The organism is Aldersonia sp. NBC_00410, from assembly GCF_026342035.1.
Classification (GTDB): domain Bacteria; phylum Actinomycetota; class Actinomycetes; order Mycobacteriales; family Mycobacteriaceae; genus Aldersonia.
In genome coordinates, this window is sequence record NZ_JAPENM010000005.1 from 1 (window position 1) to 18,105 (window position 18,105).

At 68.0% G+C, this 18,105-nt stretch carries 18 protein-coding genes; 17 read left to right on the top strand and 1 reads right to left on the bottom strand.

Annotated features, from left to right (window positions below):
- Positions 1–82 precede the first annotated feature (82 nt).
- Genes OG921_RS12625 through recN form a run of 6 tightly spaced genes read left to right on the top strand, consistent with a single transcriptional unit; the run spans position 83 to position 6,074 of the window.
- Positions 83–1,228: a hypothetical protein gene (locus OG921_RS12625; RefSeq protein ID WP_266112819.1), complete on the top strand. Its 1,146-nt coding sequence runs from the start codon at positions 83–85 to the stop codon at positions 1,226–1,228.
- Positions 1,225–2,292, top strand: coding sequence for an HAD-IIA family hydrolase (locus OG921_RS12630; protein ID WP_266112820.1), 1,068 nt, complete (start codon positions 1,225–1,227; stop codon positions 2,290–2,292). The genes OG921_RS12625 and OG921_RS12630 overlap by 4 nt, the downstream gene beginning before the upstream one ends.
- 11 nt (positions 2,293–2,303) lie before the next feature.
- A complete protein-coding gene (locus OG921_RS12635) occupies positions 2,304–2,522 on the top strand; it encodes a hypothetical protein (RefSeq protein WP_266112821.1) in 219 nt (72 codons plus the stop codon).
- A gap of 1 nt (position 2,523) precedes the next feature.
- Entirely contained in the window at positions 2,524–3,351 is an 828-nt protein-coding gene (locus tag OG921_RS12640) for a TlyA family RNA methyltransferase (protein WP_266112822.1), read from the top strand.
- Complete coding sequence (locus tag OG921_RS12645; RefSeq protein ID WP_266112823.1) at positions 3,348–4,292, top strand: NAD kinase; 945 nt, start codon at positions 3,348–3,350, stop codon at positions 4,290–4,292. The genes OG921_RS12640 and OG921_RS12645 overlap by 4 nt, the downstream gene beginning before the upstream one ends.
- Before the next feature lie 3 nt (positions 4,293–4,295).
- Positions 4,296–6,074, top strand: coding sequence for a DNA repair protein RecN (gene recN / locus OG921_RS12650; protein ID WP_266112824.1), 1,779 nt, complete (start codon positions 4,296–4,298; stop codon positions 6,072–6,074).
- 4 nt (positions 6,075–6,078) lie between these two features.
- Here the strand turns inward: recN and OG921_RS12655 are convergent, their stop codons facing one another.
- Entirely contained in the window at positions 6,079–6,510 is a 432-nt protein-coding gene (locus OG921_RS12655) for an SRPBCC family protein (protein WP_266112825.1), read from the bottom strand.
- Between the two features lie 165 nt (positions 6,511–6,675).
- Here OG921_RS12655 and steA point away from each other — a divergent pair, with 165 nt between their 5' ends.
- The 11 genes from steA (at position 6,676) to der (ending at position 18,093) form a co-directional block, all read left to right on the top strand.
- Positions 6,676–7,860, top strand: a complete 1,185-nt coding sequence (steA, locus tag OG921_RS12660) for a putative cytokinetic ring protein SteA (RefSeq protein WP_266112826.1) — start codon at positions 6,676–6,678, stop codon at positions 7,858–7,860.
- Entirely contained in the window at positions 7,857–8,792 is a 936-nt protein-coding gene (locus OG921_RS12665) for a copper transporter (protein WP_266112827.1), read from the top strand. The genes steA and OG921_RS12665 overlap by 4 nt, the downstream gene beginning before the upstream one ends.
- Before the next feature lie 182 nt (positions 8,793–8,974).
- Positions 8,975–10,738, top strand: a complete 1,764-nt coding sequence (locus OG921_RS12670; RefSeq protein ID WP_323182770.1) for a CTP synthase — start codon at positions 8,975–8,977, stop codon at positions 10,736–10,738.
- Between the two features lie 2 nt (positions 10,739–10,740).
- Positions 10,741–11,400 carry an NUDIX hydrolase gene (locus tag OG921_RS12675; RefSeq protein ID WP_266112828.1) on the top strand — a complete coding sequence of 220 codons (660 nt, stop codon included), beginning with the start codon at positions 10,741–10,743 and terminating at the stop codon, positions 11,398–11,400.
- Position 11,401: 1 nt separating this feature from the next.
- Entirely contained in the window at positions 11,402–12,358 is a 957-nt protein-coding gene (xerD, locus tag OG921_RS12680) for a site-specific tyrosine recombinase XerD (RefSeq protein ID WP_266112829.1), read from the top strand.
- A 95-nt stretch (positions 12,359–12,453) separates the two neighbouring features.
- On the top strand, positions 12,454–13,386 hold the full coding sequence (locus OG921_RS12685; protein WP_266112830.1) for a ParA family protein: 933 nt from the start codon (positions 12,454–12,456) through the stop codon (positions 13,384–13,386).
- Positions 13,383–14,207 (top strand): ScpA family protein, encoded by an 825-nt coding sequence (locus OG921_RS12690; protein ID WP_266112831.1) that lies wholly within the window; start codon positions 13,383–13,385, stop codon positions 14,205–14,207. Before OG921_RS12685 ends, OG921_RS12690 begins: the two co-directional genes overlap by 4 nt.
- Positions 14,204–14,962, top strand: a complete 759-nt coding sequence (gene scpB / locus OG921_RS12695; RefSeq protein ID WP_266112832.1) for an SMC-Scp complex subunit ScpB — start codon at positions 14,204–14,206, stop codon at positions 14,960–14,962. The genes OG921_RS12690 and scpB overlap by 4 nt, the downstream gene beginning before the upstream one ends.
- Positions 14,963–14,972: 10 nt before the next feature.
- A complete protein-coding gene (locus OG921_RS12700) occupies positions 14,973–15,971 on the top strand; it encodes a pseudouridine synthase (RefSeq protein ID WP_266112833.1) in 999 nt (332 codons plus the stop codon).
- 38 nt (positions 15,972–16,009) lie between these two features.
- Positions 16,010–16,672: a (d)CMP kinase gene (cmk, locus tag OG921_RS12705; protein WP_266113213.1), complete on the top strand. Its 663-nt coding sequence runs from the start codon at positions 16,010–16,012 to the stop codon at positions 16,670–16,672.
- Positions 16,669–18,093, top strand: coding sequence for a ribosome biogenesis GTPase Der (der, locus tag OG921_RS12710; protein ID WP_266112834.1), 1,425 nt, complete (start codon positions 16,669–16,671; stop codon positions 18,091–18,093). The genes cmk and der overlap by 4 nt, the downstream gene beginning before the upstream one ends.
- Positions 18,094–18,105: the final 12 nt, after the last annotated feature.

Sequence of the window (18,105 nt, forward strand, 5' to 3'; positions counted from 1 at the left end):
CATTCACGAAAGGGGACCCATTACTGGGTCCCCTTTCGTCGTTGTCCCGATATCTTGTACTCAACGCTCGAAAGGGGCTGTCGTGCCGGACGAAAACGACGAGCGCAAGCCGTTCCGCCGTAGCGGACGACCGGCGCAGCCCGAACAGCCGGCATCCCGCGACAACGAAACCGGGGCTCGGCCGTCCGAGCAAGGGCGTTCGACCGAGCGTCCACGTTACGACGACCGCCGCTCCGGGCCGAGTGAGCGGGGTCGTGACACCGAGCGCCGGTCCAGCGAACAACGTTCCAGCGAGCATCGGTCCGACACCCAGCGCGGACGTAGTTCCGGGGAAAACCGCGGTAGCGAAAATCCCTGGCGCCGAGATGATTCCGCATCCCGCCGCAGTGGTGGAAGTTCGCAGCCAGGCCGTGGTGCCGGCGATCCGCGGCAACGTCGCGAAGGTGATGATTCGCAACGCCGGGGCGGACCACCGCGCCGCCGCGGTGGTGAAGGCGCCTATTCCCGCCCGGAGGCCCAGCCCGGGCGCGGCGGCGACCGACGTCCGGCACGAGTCGAGGAACCCGACCTACCCGATGACATCGCGCCCGCCGATCTCGATCCGGCGGTCCGCCGCGACCTGCTGAGCCTCGACAAGTCGAACGCCGAGTCGGTCGCGCGCCATCTGGTGATGGCTGCGCAGCTTGTCGACGACGATCCGCGTCTCGCGTTGGCACACGCGCGTGCCGCACGCGGACGCGCGGGCCGCATTGCAGTGGTCCGTGAAACCGCGGGTGTGATCGCGTATCACGCCGGTGAGTGGGCCGAGGCGCTATCCGAACTGCGCGCCGCCCGCAGAATGGCCGGCGGTCCAGGACTCCTGGCCGTCATGGCCGATTGCGAGCGTGGGCTCGGTCGGCCGGAGCGGGCGATCGAGCTGGGCCGAAGCGATGAGGCCAGGGCGTTGACCGGCGACGATGCGACGGAGCTTCGGATCGTGGTTGCCGGGGCGCGAATGGATCTCGGACAGTTCGACCAGGCCGTCGTCACATTGCAGACTCCGGAACTCGACCCGTCCCGGACCGGTTCGGGCGCCGCGCGGTTGTTCTACGCGTACGCCGACGCGCTGGTTGCCGCGGGGCGCGTCGCGGATGGGCTGACGTGGTTCCTGAATGCCGCCGCCGCGGACGTCGAGGGCGAAACCGATGCCGAGGAGCGGGTTGCCGAGTTGTCCGGCGACGCGCAGTGACGGGCGATTCGACCCCTGATCTGCGGGAACAATACGACGCCCTGCTGCTCGACCTGGACGGCACGCTGTATCTGGGGCCGCACTCGATCCCGGGTACCGCGCAAGCGCTCGCGTCCGGCACACAGCAACTGCTCTACGTCACGAACAACGCCAGCCGCAGCCCGGCCGATGTCGCGAACCATCTGCGCGAGCTGGGTTTCGCCGCCGCCGATGACGATGTCGTCACAAGTTCCCAGGCCGCCGCACGACTGCTCGCCGAGCGCCTGGAACCCGGCGATGCTGTGCTCGTCGTCGGCACCGACGCACTCGCCGACGAGGTACGCGGCGTCGGTCTGGTACCGGTGCGAAGTTTCGACGACGGGCCGAAAGCGGTCGTTCAGGGCCACTCGCCGCAAACGGCGTGGCCGATTCTCGCCGAGGCCGCCTACGCGATCCGTTCCGGTGCGCTCTGGGTCGCCGCGAACACCGACACCACATTGCCCACCGAACGCGGCTTCGCGCCGGGGAACGGCGCGATGGTTGCCGCCCTGCGGACGGCAACCGGTGCCGTGCCGCTGGTAGCGGGCAAGCCCGCCGCGCCGCTGCTCGAGGACGCGTTGCGGCGCGGGGGTCGAACGAAGTCGCTCGTCGTCGGCGATCGGCTCGATACCGATATCGCGGGTGCGAACGAGACCGGGCTGGATTCGCTACTCGTGCTGACCGGGGTGAGCACCGTGGCCGACCTGCTGCGTGCCACGCCGGACGAGCGCCCGACCTTCGTAAGCCGGTCCCTCGACGCGCTCAACCACCCGCTCGGCACCGAAGGAGACCGCGGCTGGCGCGCCGAGCCGAAAGATACCGATGTGGTTCTGCACGGCCCCGACGCCGCGAATCCCAACGATCCGGCCGAGATCCTCGCCGCCATCCGGGTCGCAGCACTCGCCGCCTGGGCGTTGCCCGAGTTCGGCGCGGTCAGCGCAGGCAACTCTGTCGCGGCGACCGTCATCGATGCCTGGGCCGAGCCGGACCCAACCGGTGGCGGTTGCGCGGTTTCGCTACACGCGGACGCCCCGGGAATCGGCTAGCGTTGGCGGCGATGAACGCGCCTGTACCGCTGCCCGGGCAGCACCTGAGGTCCGCGGAGCAACCGCTCGCGGATCCGGACCGTATTCGTGCCGAAGTCGACGAGTTGCTCGGCGGCCTCAATGCCGTCGAAGGACAGGGCGACGGCGACGCGATCCCGCACCGTGCCCGGGTGCTCGAACAAGCCCACGACGTTCTGGTTCGGGCGTTGGCGACGGTGGACAAGATCTGAGGTGGTCCGCCGGGCACGAGTGGATGCCGAGCTGGTCCGGCGGGGACTGGCCCGGTCACGCGAACATGCGGTCGAGCTGATCGGTGCCGGAAGGGTGCTGATCGGTGGCTCTGTGGCCGTCAAGCCCGCGACCGCGGTCGAACCCGGCACCCCGCTGCTCGTTCGCGATGAACCCGACGAGGCCAACTGGGCGTCGCGCGGCGCGCACAAATTGCTCGGCGCGCTCGACGCGTTCGAACCCCGCGGACTCGCCGTGCAGGACCGCCGCTGTCTCGACGCGGGCGCCTCGACCGGTGGCTTCACCGATGTGCTGCTGTCTCGTGGCGCACGCCAGGTGGTGGCCGTCGATGTCGGCTACGGCCAACTGGTTTGGCGGCTCCGCGCGGATGACCGGGTCCAGGTACACGACCGCACAAACGTGCGTGCACTGACACCCGACGACATCGGCGGCCGAGTCGAGTTGGTCGTCGCCGACCTGTCATTCATTTCCCTCGCGCTCGTGCTGCCCGCGCTCGCCGCGTGTGCGGCACCTGGCGCGGACCTGTTGCCGATGGTGAAACCGCAGTTCGAGGTTGGTAAGGACCGCGTCGGATCCGGCGGGGTCGTGCGCGACCCGGCGCTGCGTGCGGAGGCCGTGCGTGGCGTCGCGGCTGCGGCCGCCGGGCTCGGGCTGAGTACGCTCGGAGCAGTTGCCAGCCCCTTGCCCGGCCCGTCCGGCAACGTCGAGTATTTTTTGTGGTTCCGGGCCGATGCCAATGGAGGACCGGCCGAAGATGATGACAGCGTCGTGGAGCTGATCGAAACGGCCGTGCGGGAGGGACCACAGTGAGCGCGCCGTTGGAGCGTCCGGCTGGACGAGAGGTTTTGCTGGTTGCCCATCCGGGTCGCGCCGAGATCGGCGAGGTGGCCCACCGGGTCGCGAAGATCTTCGATGAGGCCGGTATCGCCCTGCGCGTGCTTGCCGACGAGGCCTACAGCACGGGTATCGACTGGTCCGGTACGGTCACCGATCGTGGCTTCGGCAAGGTGTCCGTCGTCGATGCCGGCCCACATGCCGCCGAAGGGTGCGAGCTGATACTCGTGCTCGGTGGTGACGGCACGGTGCTTCGCGCCGCCGAGCTTGCGCGCGCGGCTTCGGTACCGGTGCTCGGCATCAACCTCGGCCGAATCGGGTTCCTCACCGAGGCCGAGGCGGAACATCTCGACGATGCGCTCGCCCAGGTCGTGCGCCGCGACTACCGCATCGAGCAACGGATGACGCTCGAGGTGTCGGTGCGAGTCGAGGACCGCGTGATCGACCATAGCTGGGCGCTGAACGAGGCGAGTATCGAGAACGAGTCTCGACTTGGCGTACTCGAGGTCGTGGTCGAGGTGGACGGTCGTCCCGTCTCGTCGTTCGGCTGCGACGGCGTGCTGATCGCGTCGCCGACCGGATCGACGGCCTACGCGTTCTCCGCCGGTGGGCCGGTCGTGTGGCCGGAACTCGAAGCGCTACTGGTGATTCCGAGCAATGCCCACGCGCTGTTCGCGCGTCCACTGGTTACCTCGCCGGAGTCGGTGGTGGCGGTGGAGTCCGTCGCGACCGGGCACAACGCGCTGGTGTTCCTGGACGGCCGGCGCACCATGGTGCTGCCGCGCGGAGGTCGGGTCGAGGCGGTGCGGGGCAGCAAACCTTTGCTATGGGTCCGGCTGGATTCGGCGCCGTTCGCCGACCGGTTGGTGCGCAAGTTCGAACTGCCGGTAACCGGTTGGCGGGGAAGGAAACGCTGACAGGTGCTCGCCGAGATCAGGATCGACGGATTGGGCGTCATCGCCTCGGCGACGGCGCAGTTTCATGACGGCCTGACAGTGGTGACGGGCGAGACCGGCGCCGGTAAGACGATGGTCGTGACCAGCCTGCATCTGCTCAGTGGTGCGCGGGCCGACGCGGGCCGAGTCCGTGTCGGTGCGGCGCGGGCAGTCGTGGAGGGACGCTTCGTCACCGACGACGTCGACGGGGCGCGCCACGAGGCGGTCGACGATGCGCTCGAATCCGCGGGAGCCGAACGCGACGAGGACGGCAGCGTGATCGTGGTCCGCACGGTCGGCGCGGACGGCCGCTCCCGCGCTCATCTCGGCGGGCGGAGCGTGCCGGCAGGCACGCTCGCCGGATTCACCGAGCCATTGCTGACCGTGCACGGCCAGAACGATCAGCTTCGGCTGCTGCGCGCCGACGAACAGCGCCGCGCGGTGGACCGGTTTGCCGCCGATACCATCGACACACCACTGGCCCGCTACCGCGAGCGCCGTGCGGAATGGTTGACCGCGCGGCGGGAACTCATCGAACGCACCGAAAAGAGCCGTGAGCTTGCCCAGGAAGCGGACCGGCTCCGCCACGAACTGGCCGAAATCGACTCGGTCGCACCAACTCCCGGTGAGGACGCCACGATCCTCGCGGAGGTCCGTCGGCTCGGCGACCTCGATTCGTTGCGCGATGCGGCCGAGACTGCGCAGGTCGCGCTGTCCGGGGTCGATGTGGGGACCGAGACCGCTGCCGATGCGTCGAGCGCGATCGAACTGCTCGGGGTGGCGCGGGATCGGATCGAATCCAGTGACGACCCGGCGTTGTCCGATCTCGGCCCGCGGCTCGGCGAGGCGATCGCCATGGTTGTGGACGTCGCCGGCGAACTCAGCGGCTACCTCGGCGATCTGCCCGCCGACCCCGGTGCGCTGGACAGCCTGCTCACCCGGCAGGCCGAGCTCAAGACACTCACCCGCAAGTACGCCCCGGACGTGGACGGTGTCATCGCCTGGGCCGAGGACGCCCGGGCCCGGCTGCAGAGCGTCGACGTCTCCGAGGACGCGCTGGCGGTGCTGCGCACCCGCGCCGAGGAAACCGAGCGCGCGGTGGCGGCCGCGGCAGCGAAGCTGAGCTCGGCGCGGACCTCAGCGGCCAAAAGGCTCGCCAAGGCGGTGAGTGCCGAACTGAGTGGGCTTGCAATGGGCAAGGCACGGCTCGATGTCGAGGTTCGCCAGAATGCGGTCGGTGCACAGGATTCGGCGCCGCTCGAGGTGGCGGGTACGACGGTGCATGCGGGCACGGACGGCGTCGATGAGGTGGAGTTCCGGCTCGCCGGACATGGCGGCGCGCAATCGCTGCCGATCGGGAAGAGCGCGTCGGGTGGTGAGCTTTCCCGGGTGATGCTCGCCCTCGAGGTGGTGCTGGCCGATTCGGAGAAGGGCGCGACGATGGTGTTCGACGAGGTCGACGCCGGTGTCGGCGGCCGGGCCGCGGTCGAGATCGGCCGTCGGCTCGCGCGGTTGGCGCGTGCTCATCAGGTGATCGTGGTGACGCACCTGCCGCAGGTGGCCGCCTTCGCCGACACCCATCTGGTGGTCGACAAGACCGACGACGGCGGCGTGCTCAACAGCGGTGTGCGGTCCCTCGATGGCGACGACCGGGTGGTCGAGCTTGCGCGCATGCTCGCCGGCCTCGACGACACCGAGACCGGACGTGCGCACGCGGAGGAACTACTGCAGCTCGCGCGCACGCACGCCGAAGAGCTGCGCTGAGCGGTTACTTGGCCCGCCGGCGCACTTCCTTGTCGACGCCGGAGATCATGCTGGTGATCAGGCCGCGCAGACCGAGCCGCAGCACCGCGGCGGGCACCGGCAGGCTCGGCGTGGAATCCATGGTGTAGACGACCCGGGTGCCGTTGCCTGCGTCGGAAAACACGATGGTGCCCGTGTGATCCTTCACCGGAGCGCCGGCGATCAAGCGGTACTCGATGCGCTCGTTCGGGATCAGGCCGGTGATCTGCTCCTTGACGCCCAGCTTGCCGACGCCGAGGAAGTGCACCGCGCCGACGCCCTGGCGTTCGGCGTCGCCGGGGGTGACCAGCCGCGTTTGCACGGGCAGGAAGTCGCCGCCGTTCTCCCGGTCCGCGAAGATGCCGTAAACCACCTCGCGCGGTGCGTCGATGATCCTCTCGGCGGTGTAGCTCGGCATTCTCTACGTTCCTTCCCCGATGTTCCCGGTGCGCGACCGGCCGTCGGGCGTGAGCATAACCGCCGCTACGGTGGGCATAATCTGCTGATGCGCATGTGGCAGATGTGACAATTGATTCGGCGCGCCTCCACCTCGGGTCGAGAGTTCGGCGGCATTATCGTGGCCATGAAGATGCCGGCACTGCTGTCTCGAAGCACGGAAACTCTCCCGGGGCTCAGCGGAATCGCGCGGGCCGATCGCAATACCGCTCGGCTGCTGCGCCGCGTGGGTCCCGGCGACATCGTCGTACTCGACGAGCTCGACCTCGACCGGATCACCGCGGACGCCCTCGTCGCCGCCAGTGTCCTCGCGGTCGTCAACGCGTCACCCTCGATATCCGGCCGCTATCCGAATCTCGGGCCGGAAGTCCTGGTGGCCAACGGGATCACGCTGCTCGACGATGTCGGGCAGGACGTCTTCAAGAAGGTCAAAGACGGCTCCAAGGTCCGGATCGACGAGGGCACGGTGTACTCCGGCGAGAAGGAGCTGTTCGTCGGCACCGAGCTGAGCGAGATCGAGATCTCCGATCGGATGATCGCGGCCAAGAACGGCCTCGCCGCCCACCTCGAGGCCTTCTCCGGCAACACGATCGAGTTCGTCAAGGCCGAAAGCCAGCTGCTGATCGACGGCATCGGCGTGCCCGAGATCGATCTCGACCTCAACGGACGTCACGTCGTGATCGTCGCCGACGGGCCCGACCACGTCGTCGACCTGAAGAACCTCAAGCCGTTCATCAAGGAGTACGCGCCCATCCTGATCGGTGTCGGCGCGGGTGCCGACAGCATCACCAAGGCCGGCTACCGTCCCGATCTCATCGTCGGTGAACCCGACGACATCACCGCGGCCACGCTGAAATGCGGGGCAGAGGTGGTGCTGCCCGCCGATCCGGATGGCCACGCGCCCGGGCTGCAGCGGATTCAGGACCTCGGGATCGGCGCGATCACCTTCCCGGCATCGTGCGGGACCGCGGATCTGGCGCTGCTGCTCGCCGATCACCATGGGGCGTCGATGATCGTCACGGTCGGCGCCGCGGCGTCGCTGGACGAGTTCTTCGACCGCAGCCGCCGCGACAGCAATCCCGCGACGTTCCTCACCCGGCTCAAGGTCGGCCCGAAATTGGTCGATGGCAAGGCGGTTGCGACGCTGTACCGCAGCCGCGTGTCCGGTGGGGCCATCGCGTTGCTCATCCTCGCCGCGCTCACCGCGATCGTCGTCGCGCTCGTCGCGTCGAATATGGGTGCCGAAGTGCTGGACTGGGCGAGCGATACGTGGACCCGCCTGCAGACCTGGATCGAGAGCTGGCTGGAGTGATTTCGCTTCGCCAGCATGCGATCTCGATCGCGGCGATCTTCTTCGCGCTCGCGCTCGGGATCGTGCTCGGATCGCAGACCATTGCGTCGGATCTGCTATCGGGACTGCGCGACGACCGCACGGATCTGCAGGGCCAGGTCGACGAGTTGACGGCCGAGAATGCGCGGCTGCAACTGCAGGCCGGCGCCTCCGACGGTTTCGAGTCGGCGGTCGCGGGCCGGGTGCTCGCGAATTCGCTCGCCGACCGCACCGTCGTGCTGTTCACCACGCCCGACACCGACCCGGCCGATGTGGCTGCGGTGACACACACCATCGAGGCCGCCGGTGGATCGGTGACCGGCAATGTCGGGCTCACCGACGCCTTCATCGACGTCGCCAGTGGTGACCGGCTACGCACCACGATCGCGAATGTGATTCCTGCCGGCGTTCAGCTGCGCACCGGCGCGGTCGACCAGGGCAGTCTCGCCGGGGATCTGCTCGGTTCGGTGCTGCTGCTCGATGCGGCGAATGCGCAGCCGCAGAGCTCGCCGCAGGACACCGCGCTGGCGCTGGAGACCCTGCGCGGTGGCGGATTCGTGACCTATGGCGACATCCGCCCGGCGCAGCTCGCGCTCGTGCTCACCGGCGGCAACTCCGGTAGCGACGGCAACCGCGGCTCGATCGTGTCGCGCTTCGCCGCAGCTCTGGACGGTCGCGGCGCGGGAACGGTCCTCGCCGGCCCGCCACCCTCGGCCGAGGGGAGCGGTCCGGTCGCGGTCGCCCGCGCGGACGCCGCACTGTCCGGCACCGCCTCCACGATCGACAACGTGGATCGCGAGTCGGGCCGCATCACAGTGGCGCTCGCGCTGCAGGAGCAACTCAACGGCGGCGTCGGTCGCTACGGCACCGGACCGAACTCGACGGCCGTGACGGTGGGCGCCGTCCCGAGCTGACGCGAGGGACTCGCCGAGACCACGCGAGGGACTCGCCGAGACCACGCGAGGGACTCGCCGAGACCACAGGGGCGCGCCGGTCGATTCGACGGCGCATCTGGTGTTACCGTGAAGACCCGTGGGTCGGCAGGCCCCAGCTCTATTCCAGAACCAAGTCCTGCAGCGTCGTCACGGGAGCGTCAGTGTCAATCAACGCGGGGTCGTCCATCACGGGCCAGCAGTCGCGCATTCATTCGCGGACCGCCACCAAGCACATTTTCGTCAGCGGCGGAGTGGTGTCGTCGCTCGGAAAAGGCCTTACCGCATCGAGTTTGGGACAGCTGCTCACCGCCCGCGGACTGCGGGTCACGATGCAGAAGCTCGACCCCTATCTCAACGTCGACCCCGGCACGATGAACCCGTTCCAGCATGGCGAGGTTTTCGTCACCGAGGACGGTGCGGAGACCGATCTCGACGTCGGCCATTACGAGCGCTTCCTCGACCGCGACCTGTCCGGGTATGCGAATGTGACGACCGGCCAGGTCTACTCGACGGTGATCGCCAAGGAGCGTCGCGGCGAGTATCTCGGTGACACCGTGCAGGTAATCCCGCACATCACCGATGAGATCAAGAGTCGCATCCTCGCGATGAGTGGTCCCGATCTGGAGGGGCAGACCCCGGATGTGGTGATCACCGAGATCGGCGGCACGGTCGGCGACATCGAGTCGCAGCCGTTCCTCGAGGCCGCCCGCCAGGTGCGCCACGATGTCGGCCGGGAGAACGTCTTCTTCCTGCACGTCTCGCTGGTGCCCTATCTCGCGCCCTCGGGCGAACTCAAGACCAAGCCGACCCAGCACTCGGTCGCGTCCCTGCGCAACATCGGCATCCAGCCCGACGCGCTGATCCTGCGTTGTGACCGCGATGTTCCGCAGGGGCTCAAGAGCAAGATCGCGCTCATGTGCGACGTCGACGTGGACGGCTGTATATCGACGCCGGATGCGCCCTCGATCTACGACATTCCCAAGGTGCTGCATCGGGAGGGCCTCGACGCCTATGTGGTGCGCCAGCTCGGGCTGCCGTTCCGCGACGTCGACTGGACCGTGTGGGGCGACCTGCTCGATCGGGTGCACGATCCGCGGGAGACCGTGCGGATTGCCCTGGTCGGCAAATACGTCGACCTGCCCGACGCGTACCTGTCGGTCACCGAGGCGCTGCGTGCCGGCGGGTTCGCACACCGCGCGAAGGTGTCCATCAAATGGGTGCCGTCGGACGAGTGCGAGACCGCCGCCGGCGCGGTGGCCGCGCTTTCGGACACCGACGCCGTCCTCATTCCTGGCGGGTTCGGTATTCGGGGCATCGAGGGCAAGGTGGGCGCGATCCGGTATGCCCGCACGCATAACGTTCCGCTGCTCGGCCTGTGCCTCGGTCTGCAGTGCGTCGTGATCGAGGCCGCCCGCTCGGTCGGTCTCGACGGCGCCAACTCCGCGGAATTCGACCCCGATACGCAGTATCCGGTGATCTCCACGATGGCCGATCAGGAAGACATCGTCGCGGGCCAGGCCGATCTGGGCGGCACCATGCGTTTGGGCGCGTATCCCGCGACGCTCACCAAGGGGTCGGTGGTGGCGCACGCCTACGGCAGCGAGCACGTCTCCGAGCGGCACCGGCACCGTTATGAGGTGAACAACTCCTTCCGTGAGCGGGTTGCCAAGAGCGGCTTGCAGTTCAGCGGAACCTCGCCGGACGGGCATCTGGTCGAATTCGTCGAGCTGCCCACCGACAAACACCCGTTCTTCGTTGCGACACAGGCGCATCCGGAGTTGAAGAGCCGGCCGACCCGGCCGCATCCGCTGTTCACCGCGTTCGTCGGTGCTTCGTTGAAATACAAAGCAGCCGAACGCCTTCCCGTCGACATTCACGGCGACGGTGTGGTGGACGAGGTCCTCGTCGGGGACCAGGAACTCTGAGCATGGCCGAGGCCGGTTCGGTTCCGACCCCGGGTACGCACGTTTTCGACACGGTTTCTTCCGAGACCCTGTACGAGGGTGCGATCCTCGCGCTTCGCCGCGATGCCGTCGTGATGCCGGACGGCAAGCCCGCCGATCGTGAGGTCATCGAGCATTTCGGCGCGGTTGCGATCGCTGCACTCGGTGACGACGGCCGGCTGGTGCTGATTCGTCAGTATCGCCATCCGGTGCAGGCTCGGCTGCTCGAACTGCCGGCCGGGCTGCTCGACGCGCCGGGCGAAGACCCGCTCGATGCGGCGAAGCGGGAGTTGGCAGAAGAAACCGGGCTTGTTGCCGGGGTGTGGTCGGTGCTGGTGGATGTTGCGGTGTCACCAGGGTTCACCGACGAGGCGCTGCGGATCTTCCTGGCCGAACAGCTCACCGAGATCGATCGGCCCGTGGCCGAGCACGAGGAAGCCGATCTCGAGTTGCTTCGCATGCCACTCCCGGATGCGGTGGCGGCGACGTTCTCGGGTGAGATCGTGAATGCGACGGCGGTCGCCGGTGTGCTCGCGGTCGCGGCGGCCCGCGCGAGCGGGACGAAGCTTCGGGCTCCCGATGCTCCCTGGCCCGGCCGGCCGGCCGCCTTCGCCGCGCGCAAAGCCCGGGGGACGGTCACCTAGGGTGCTTGCGCGGCAGATCGACACCTACCTCGACCATCTCGCCGTCGAGCGTGGTCTGGCGCGCAACACGCTCAGCTCGTACCGGCGCGACCTGGACCGCTATCGCGAATTCCTCGCTGCCCGCAGCATCGATTCGCTCGGTGCGGTCGCCGAGTCCGACGTCTCGGATTTCGTCGTCGTGTTGCGCCGTGGCGAGCCGGACCGCGCTGTTCCGGCACTGGCCGCCAGTTCGGCGGCCCGGGCACTGATCGCGGTACGCGGCCTGCACCGCTTCGCGGCAGTCGAGGGCATCACCGACACCGACGTCGCACATGCGGTGAAGCCCCCGGCTCCGGGACGGCGATTGCCGAAGTCGCTGCCGGTCGACGACGTGCTCGCGCTGCTCGACGCGGCCGGTGGGGACGACGCCGCCGACGAGCCGCGGCGGCTGCGCAACCGCGCGCTGCTCGAATTGCTGTATTCCACCGGCGCGCGCATCTCCGAAGCGGTCGGTCTCGATGTCGATGACATCGAAGTTCCGGACCGAGCGGTGGTGTTGCACGGCAAGGGCGGCAAACAGCGGGTCGTGCCGGTGGGCCGGCCGGCGATCGCGGCCATCGACGCGTATCTGGTTCGCGGCAGACCCGATCTTGCTGCGCGGCGTAGTGCTGCCACGAATCGGCAGTCACCGCGCTCGGGTTCGGCGTTGTTTCTCAATTCGCGTGGTGGCCGACTGTCTCGGCAGAGTGCGTGGCAGGTGCTGCAGACTTCGGCGGAACGCGCGGGACTCGCCGCCGGTGTGTCGCCGCACACGTTGCGACACTCGTTCGCGACACACCTTCTCGATGGCGGTGCGGATGTACGCGTGGTGCAGGAGTTACTGGGGCATGCTTCTGTGACGACAACGCAGATCTACACCCTGGTCACGATCGGCTCGCTGCGCGAGGTTTGGGCCGGTGCGCACCCGCGCGCGCACTGAATGGCGTGTCCGCGCACGGATTTCTGATATCGAAGCGGTAGCGTTTACGCGAAGACCGGACCGCTCATCGTGATGGAAGCAGGGGAGCACTCGACGTGACGACACCGCGTGTACCCGCCGCGGAAATCGGTGTGATGAGTGGTGCACGTTCGGCTGAGCCGGAGCACGACATCCACCACGTCGCGGAGGGCAGCGCCGGGCCGACCGGCAGGCCGTTGCGTGAGATACCCGAACCGCAGCCGCTGAGCAGCCACGGTCCCGCGAGGATCCTGGCGATGTGCAATCAGAAGGGCGGCGTCGGCAAGACCACGTCCACGATCAATCTGGGTGCCGCGCTCGCCGAGTACGGCCGCCGGGTGCTGCTCGTCGACCTCGATCCGCAGGGCGCGCTGTCCGCCGGTCTCGGCGTCGCGCACCACGATCTCGACCTGACCGTGCACAACCTGCTCGTCGAAGCCAAGGTGTCGATCGACGACGTCGTCATGCGGACCCGGGTCGACAACATGGACCTGCTGCCGAGCAACATCGACCTTTCCGCGGCCGAAATCCAACTCGTCAACGAGGTCGGTCGCGAACATACGCTCGGCCGGGTGCTGCACCCGGTGCTGGACCGCTACGACTACATCCTCATCGATTGCCAGCCTTCGCTCGGCCTGCTCACCGTCAACGCGCTGGCCGCGGCCGACGGGGTCGTCATTCCGATGGAGTGCGAGTACTTCAGCCTGCGCGGACTCGCGCTGTTGAACGACACCATCGAGAAGGTGCGCGATCGGCTGAACCCGAAGCTTTCGCTCAACGGCATCGTCGTCACCATGTACGACGCTCGGACGTTGCATTCCCGCGAGGTCATGGCGCGGGTGGTCGAGGTGTTCGGCGACCTGGTGTTCGACACCGTCATCACCCGGACTGTGCGGTTCCCGGAGACCAGCGTCGCCGGGGAGCCGATCACAACGTGGGCACCGAAGTCGGGCGGCGCGGAGGCCTACCGGGCGCTCGCCCGCGAGGTCGTTCACCGGTCGGGCCGGTGACCGGGCCAGCACCAAGCGACGAAACCGAGAGCGGCGACCGGCAGGGTTTCCACGTTCGGCTGCGCAATTTCGAGGGCCCGTTCGATCTGCTGCTCACCCTGATCAGCCAGCACAAACTCGACGTCACCGAGGTCGCGCTGCACCGGGTGACCGACGACTTCATCGCCTACACCAAGGCGATGGGCGCCGAGATGGAACTCGAACAGACGACCGCGTTCCTGGTCGTGGCCGCGACCTTGCTCGACCTCAAGGCCGCGCGGCTGCTCCCGTCCGGTGAAGTGGAGGACGCCGAGGATCTTGCGCTGCTCGACGCGCGCGATCTGCTTTTCGCCCGACTGTTGCAGTACCGGGCGTTCAAGCAGGTTGCGGAGCTGTTCGGCGAAATGGAGTCGGCGGCACTGCGGCGCTACCCACGCTCGGTCTCGCTGGAGGACCGCTACACCGGGCTGCTGCCCGAGGTGCTGCTCGGTGTCGGACCCGACGAGTTTGCGCAGATCGCGGCGGTCGCCTTCCGGCCGCGCCCAGTCCCGACCGTCGGCCTCGACCACCTGCACGCACCCCAGGTGTCGGTCGTCGAGCAGGCGGCAATCGTCCTCGAGCTGCTGAAGGCGCGTGGTTTCGGAACCTGGACGACGTTCCACGAACTCGTCGCCGACTGTCCGGCGCCGCTGCACATCGTCGCGCGGTTTCTGGCGCTGCTCGAGCTCTATCGTGAGAGGTCGGTGGAATTCGAACAGCCGGATCCACTGGGGGACCTGGCAGTGACATGGACCGGTGACGTGAACACCGCTGTTGCGGTGAGTGACGAGGATTACCAATGACCGATGTGACGGGGGCGAACAGGCCCGACAATCGTGTCGACGAGGACACCGAAGGCCGCGTCGAGAACGCGAACGAGGACGGCGGCGACGCGGCGTCGGAGGGCGAGTTCGAGGACCGTATCGAGCCACTCGAGGAGGCCGAACTCCGCTCGGCGCTGGAGGCGATGCTGCTGGTGGTGGACGAACCGGCAAGCGCCGCAACGCTGGCCACCGCGGCGGATGAAACCGTCGGGCGGGTCGAGCTCACGCTGCGAGCGATGTCGGTGGAACTCACCGAGCGGCGCAGCGGTATGGATCTGCGGTCGGTGGGCGAGGGCTGGCGGCTCTACACTCGGAACACGTACGCCCCCTATGTCGAGCGGTTGATGCTCGATGGTGCACGGTCGAAGCTGACCCGTGCCGCTTTGGAAACTCTGGCGGTGATCGCCTACCGTCAACCAGTGACTCGGGCCCGCGTCAGCGCGGTTCGTGGGGTCAACGTGGACGGTGTGATGCGGACGCTGCTCGCCCGCGGACTGATTTCGGAAGCCGGCACGGACGCGCAGACCAGCGCGACCCTGTACGCGACGACCGAGTTGTTCCTCGAGCGAATCGGTCTCGCGTCGCTCGCCGAGTTGCCACAGTTGGCTCCGCTGTTGCCGGATGTGGACCTCATCGACGAGATCAATGACAGTCTGGATACCGACCCTCGGTACACCAGGCTGCGCAAACGTGCGGAGCCCGATCCGAGCATCGCGCTCGCCGAAGACGAATGACAGGAACGAAGTGAACAAGCCCGCTCGCCGTGATGGCACACCGGACAAACGCAAAAAGGGCGGTCGGGGCACTCCCGCCGCGGCCGACAAGACCTCGGCAGGCAAAAGCTCCGCCGCGAGAGGCTCGGCCGGTGCGCGCGGCCCCGCGAAGCCGACGAAGGCAGGCGCGGCGAAGAAGCCCCGGCCACAGCGTCAGGCGCCGCCGAAGCTCAGCAATGCCAAGCCGGCCCGGCAGCAGAACGTCGATCGCGGCGGGCATACCCAGCTCGCGACCGGCGAGGGCGTCCGCCTGCAGAAGGTGCTCGCCCAGGCCGGCGTTGCCTCTCGCCGTGCTGCCGAGGAGATGATCGCCGCGGGGCGCGTCGAGGTGGACGGGCGGATCGTCACCGAACAGGGCCTGCGCGTCGACCCGGAGAAGGCCGTCGTGCGCGTGGACGGCACCCGCGTGGTGGTACGTGAGGAACTCGTTCACGTGGCGCTGAACAAGCCGCGCGGCTGGCAGTCCACTATGTCGGACGACCTCGGCCGCCCGTGTGTCGGCGACATTGTTGCCGAGCGGGTCGCGGCCGGCCAGCGCCTGTTTCACGTCGGGCGCCTCGACGCCGACACCGAGGGTCTGCTGTTGCTCACCAACGACGGTGATCTGGCGCACCGGCTGATGCATCCCTCCTACGAGGTCACGAAGACCTACCTGGCGACCGTGTCGGGGGAGGTGAATCGCGCTGTCGGACGGACGCTTCGCGATGGTGTGGAGCTCGAGGACGGGCCCGCAAAGGTGGACAAGTTCCAGGCACTCGAGATCGGCGACGGCCGTTCGCTGGTGAAGGTCGTGCTGCACGAGGGCCGCAAGCACATCGTGCGGCGCCTGCTGGAGGAAGTCGGTCACCCGGTAATTCGCTTGGTGCGCACCAATATCGGACCGGTTCCACTTGGCGATCAGCGACCGGGCACGCTGCGTGTGCTCGGCCGAACCGAGGTCGGGAAGCTCTACGAGGCGGTGGGACTGTGAATACCAACGACGATGACTCGCGCCCGTTGATTGTCGCCATGGACGGGCCTTCGGGCACCGGCAAGTCGAGCGTCTCGCGGATGCTCGCGACGCGGATCGACGCGCGCTATCTCGACACCGGTGCGATGTACCGTGTCGCGACACTGCAGGCGCTGCGCGCCGGTGTCGATCTGACCGATCCGGAGGCGATTGCCGACGCAGTGGCCGTGCTCGCGCTGACCATCGGCACCGATCCGTCGGCCGAGCTGATCCGGCTCGGCGACGAGGACGTGTCGGACGAGATTCGCGGCACCCAGGTGACCCGAGCGGTCTCCGCGGTTTCTGCGGTGCCGGCCGTCCGCACGCTGCTGGTTGCGTTGCAACGTGAGCTGACCAGGGACGCCGGACGGATCGTGGTCGAAGGCCGCGACATCGGCACCGTGGTGTTCCCCGACGCCGACGTGAAGATCTTCCTGACCGCATCTGCCGAGGCGCGCGCGACGCGGCGCAACGAACAGAACATCCGCGAAGGCCGCGGCGACGATTACGAAGGCGTGCTCGAGGATGTCGAGCGTCGCGACCGGCTGGATTCGACGCGGGTGGCCTCGCCGCTGCGTCAGGCCGACGATGCTGTGGTGGTCGACACCAGTGAGCTCGGCATAACCGAGGTCATCGACGCGTTGGACCGGATCGTGACCGAGCGAACCGGAGCGGTGAAGTGACTGACGAAACGCAGTCGGCTTACGCCGCTGACGGCATCTGGAACGAAGAATCCGATTGGGACGTAGCGGAATTCGCCGACGATGTCGAAGGTGAAGCGCACGTTGCGGTTCCGGTGCTCGCTGTCGTCGGTCGGCCCAACGTCGGGAAATCCACACTGGTGAACCGCATCATCGGCCGCCGAGAGGCCGTCGTCGAGGACGTTCCCGGTGTCACGCGCGACCGGGTGTCCTACGAGGCGAACTGGGCCGGGCGCCGTTTCATGGTGCAGGACACCGGTGGCTGGGAGCCGGATGCGAAGGGACTCCAGCAGTCCGTTGCGCGACAGGCCGAGCTGGCGATGCAAACGGCGGACGCCATCGTGCTCGTGGTCGATGCCGTCGTCGGTGCCACCTCGACCGACGAGGCGGTGGCAAAGGTGTTGCGCCGGTCCAAGACTCCGGTGATTCTCGTGGCGAACAAGGTCGACGACGAGCGGGTCGAGTCGGAGGCGGCGGCATTGTGGTCGCTCGGACTCGGCGAGCCGCGCATGGTCAGCGCTACGCACGGCCGCGGAACCGGTGACCTGCTCGACGACGTTCTAGAGGCATTGCCGAGCACTCCGCGCGAGGGGATCCCGGTCGGTGGTCCCCGTCGCGTCGCGCTGGTGGGCAAGCCGAATGTCGGCAAGTCCAGCTTGATCAACAAGCTTTCCGGCGACGAACGGTCGGTTGTCCACGACGTGGCTGGCACGACCGTCGACCCGGTCGATTCGCTCGTTGAATTGGGCGGCAAGACATGGCGTTTCGTCGATACGGCCGGTCTGCGCAAGCGGGTTGCACACGCCAGCGGGGCAGAGTTCTACGCGTCGCTGCGCACCAAGTCTGCGATCGAGGCGGCCGAGGTCGCGATCCTGTTGATCGATGCCTCGGAACCGATCACGGAGCAGGATCAGCGGGTGCTGAGCATGATCGCCGATGCCGGACGGGCACTCGTGATCGCGTTCAACAAGTGGGATCTGGTCGACGAGGACCGGCGTCATCAGCTCGAGCGCGAGGTCGACCGGGACCTGTTGCGGGTGCCGTGGGCGCAACGGGTCAACATTTCCGCGCAGACCGGCCGGGCCGTGCAGAAGCTGGTGCCCGCGCTGGAGACCTCGCTGGAATCCTGGGACAAGCGGATCTCGACGGGCCGGCTCAACACCTGGCTGAAAGAGATCGTCGCGGCCACCCCGCCGCCGCTTCGCGGTGGGCGGCTGCCAAGGGTGATGTTCGCGACCCAGGCGGCGACCCGGCCGCCGACGTTCGTGCTGTTCACAACGGGTTTCCTGGAAGCAGGTTACCGGCGGTTCCTGGAGCGCAAGCTGCGTGAGGAGTTCGGTTTCGACGGTAGCCCGGTGCGGATCTCGGTGCGGGTGCGGGAGAAGCGGGACCGGCGGAAGTAGCCGATCCGCGAA

What these genes read in the sequence shown, in the direction of transcription:
- OG921_RS12635 (WP_266112821.1), top strand. Translation starts at nt 2,304, where the DNA reads ATGAACGCGCCTGTACCGCTGCCCGGGCAGCACCTGAGGTCCGCGGAG.
- OG921_RS12655 (WP_266112825.1), bottom strand. Translation starts at nt 6,510, where the DNA reads ATGCCGAGCTACACCGCCGAGAGGATCATCGACGCACCGCGCGAGGTG.
- steA (WP_266112826.1), top strand. Translation starts at nt 6,676, where the DNA reads ATGAAGATGCCGGCACTGCTGTCTCGAAGCACGGAAACTCTCCCGGGG.
- OG921_RS12675 (WP_266112828.1), top strand. Translation starts at nt 10,741, where the DNA reads ATGGCCGAGGCCGGTTCGGTTCCGACCCCGGGTACGCACGTTTTCGAC.
- scpB (WP_266112832.1), top strand. Translation starts at nt 14,204, where the DNA reads ATGACCGATGTGACGGGGGCGAACAGGCCCGACAATCGTGTCGACGAG.
- cmk (WP_266113213.1), top strand. Translation starts at nt 16,010, where the DNA reads ATGGACGGGCCTTCGGGCACCGGCAAGTCGAGCGTCTCGCGGATGCTC.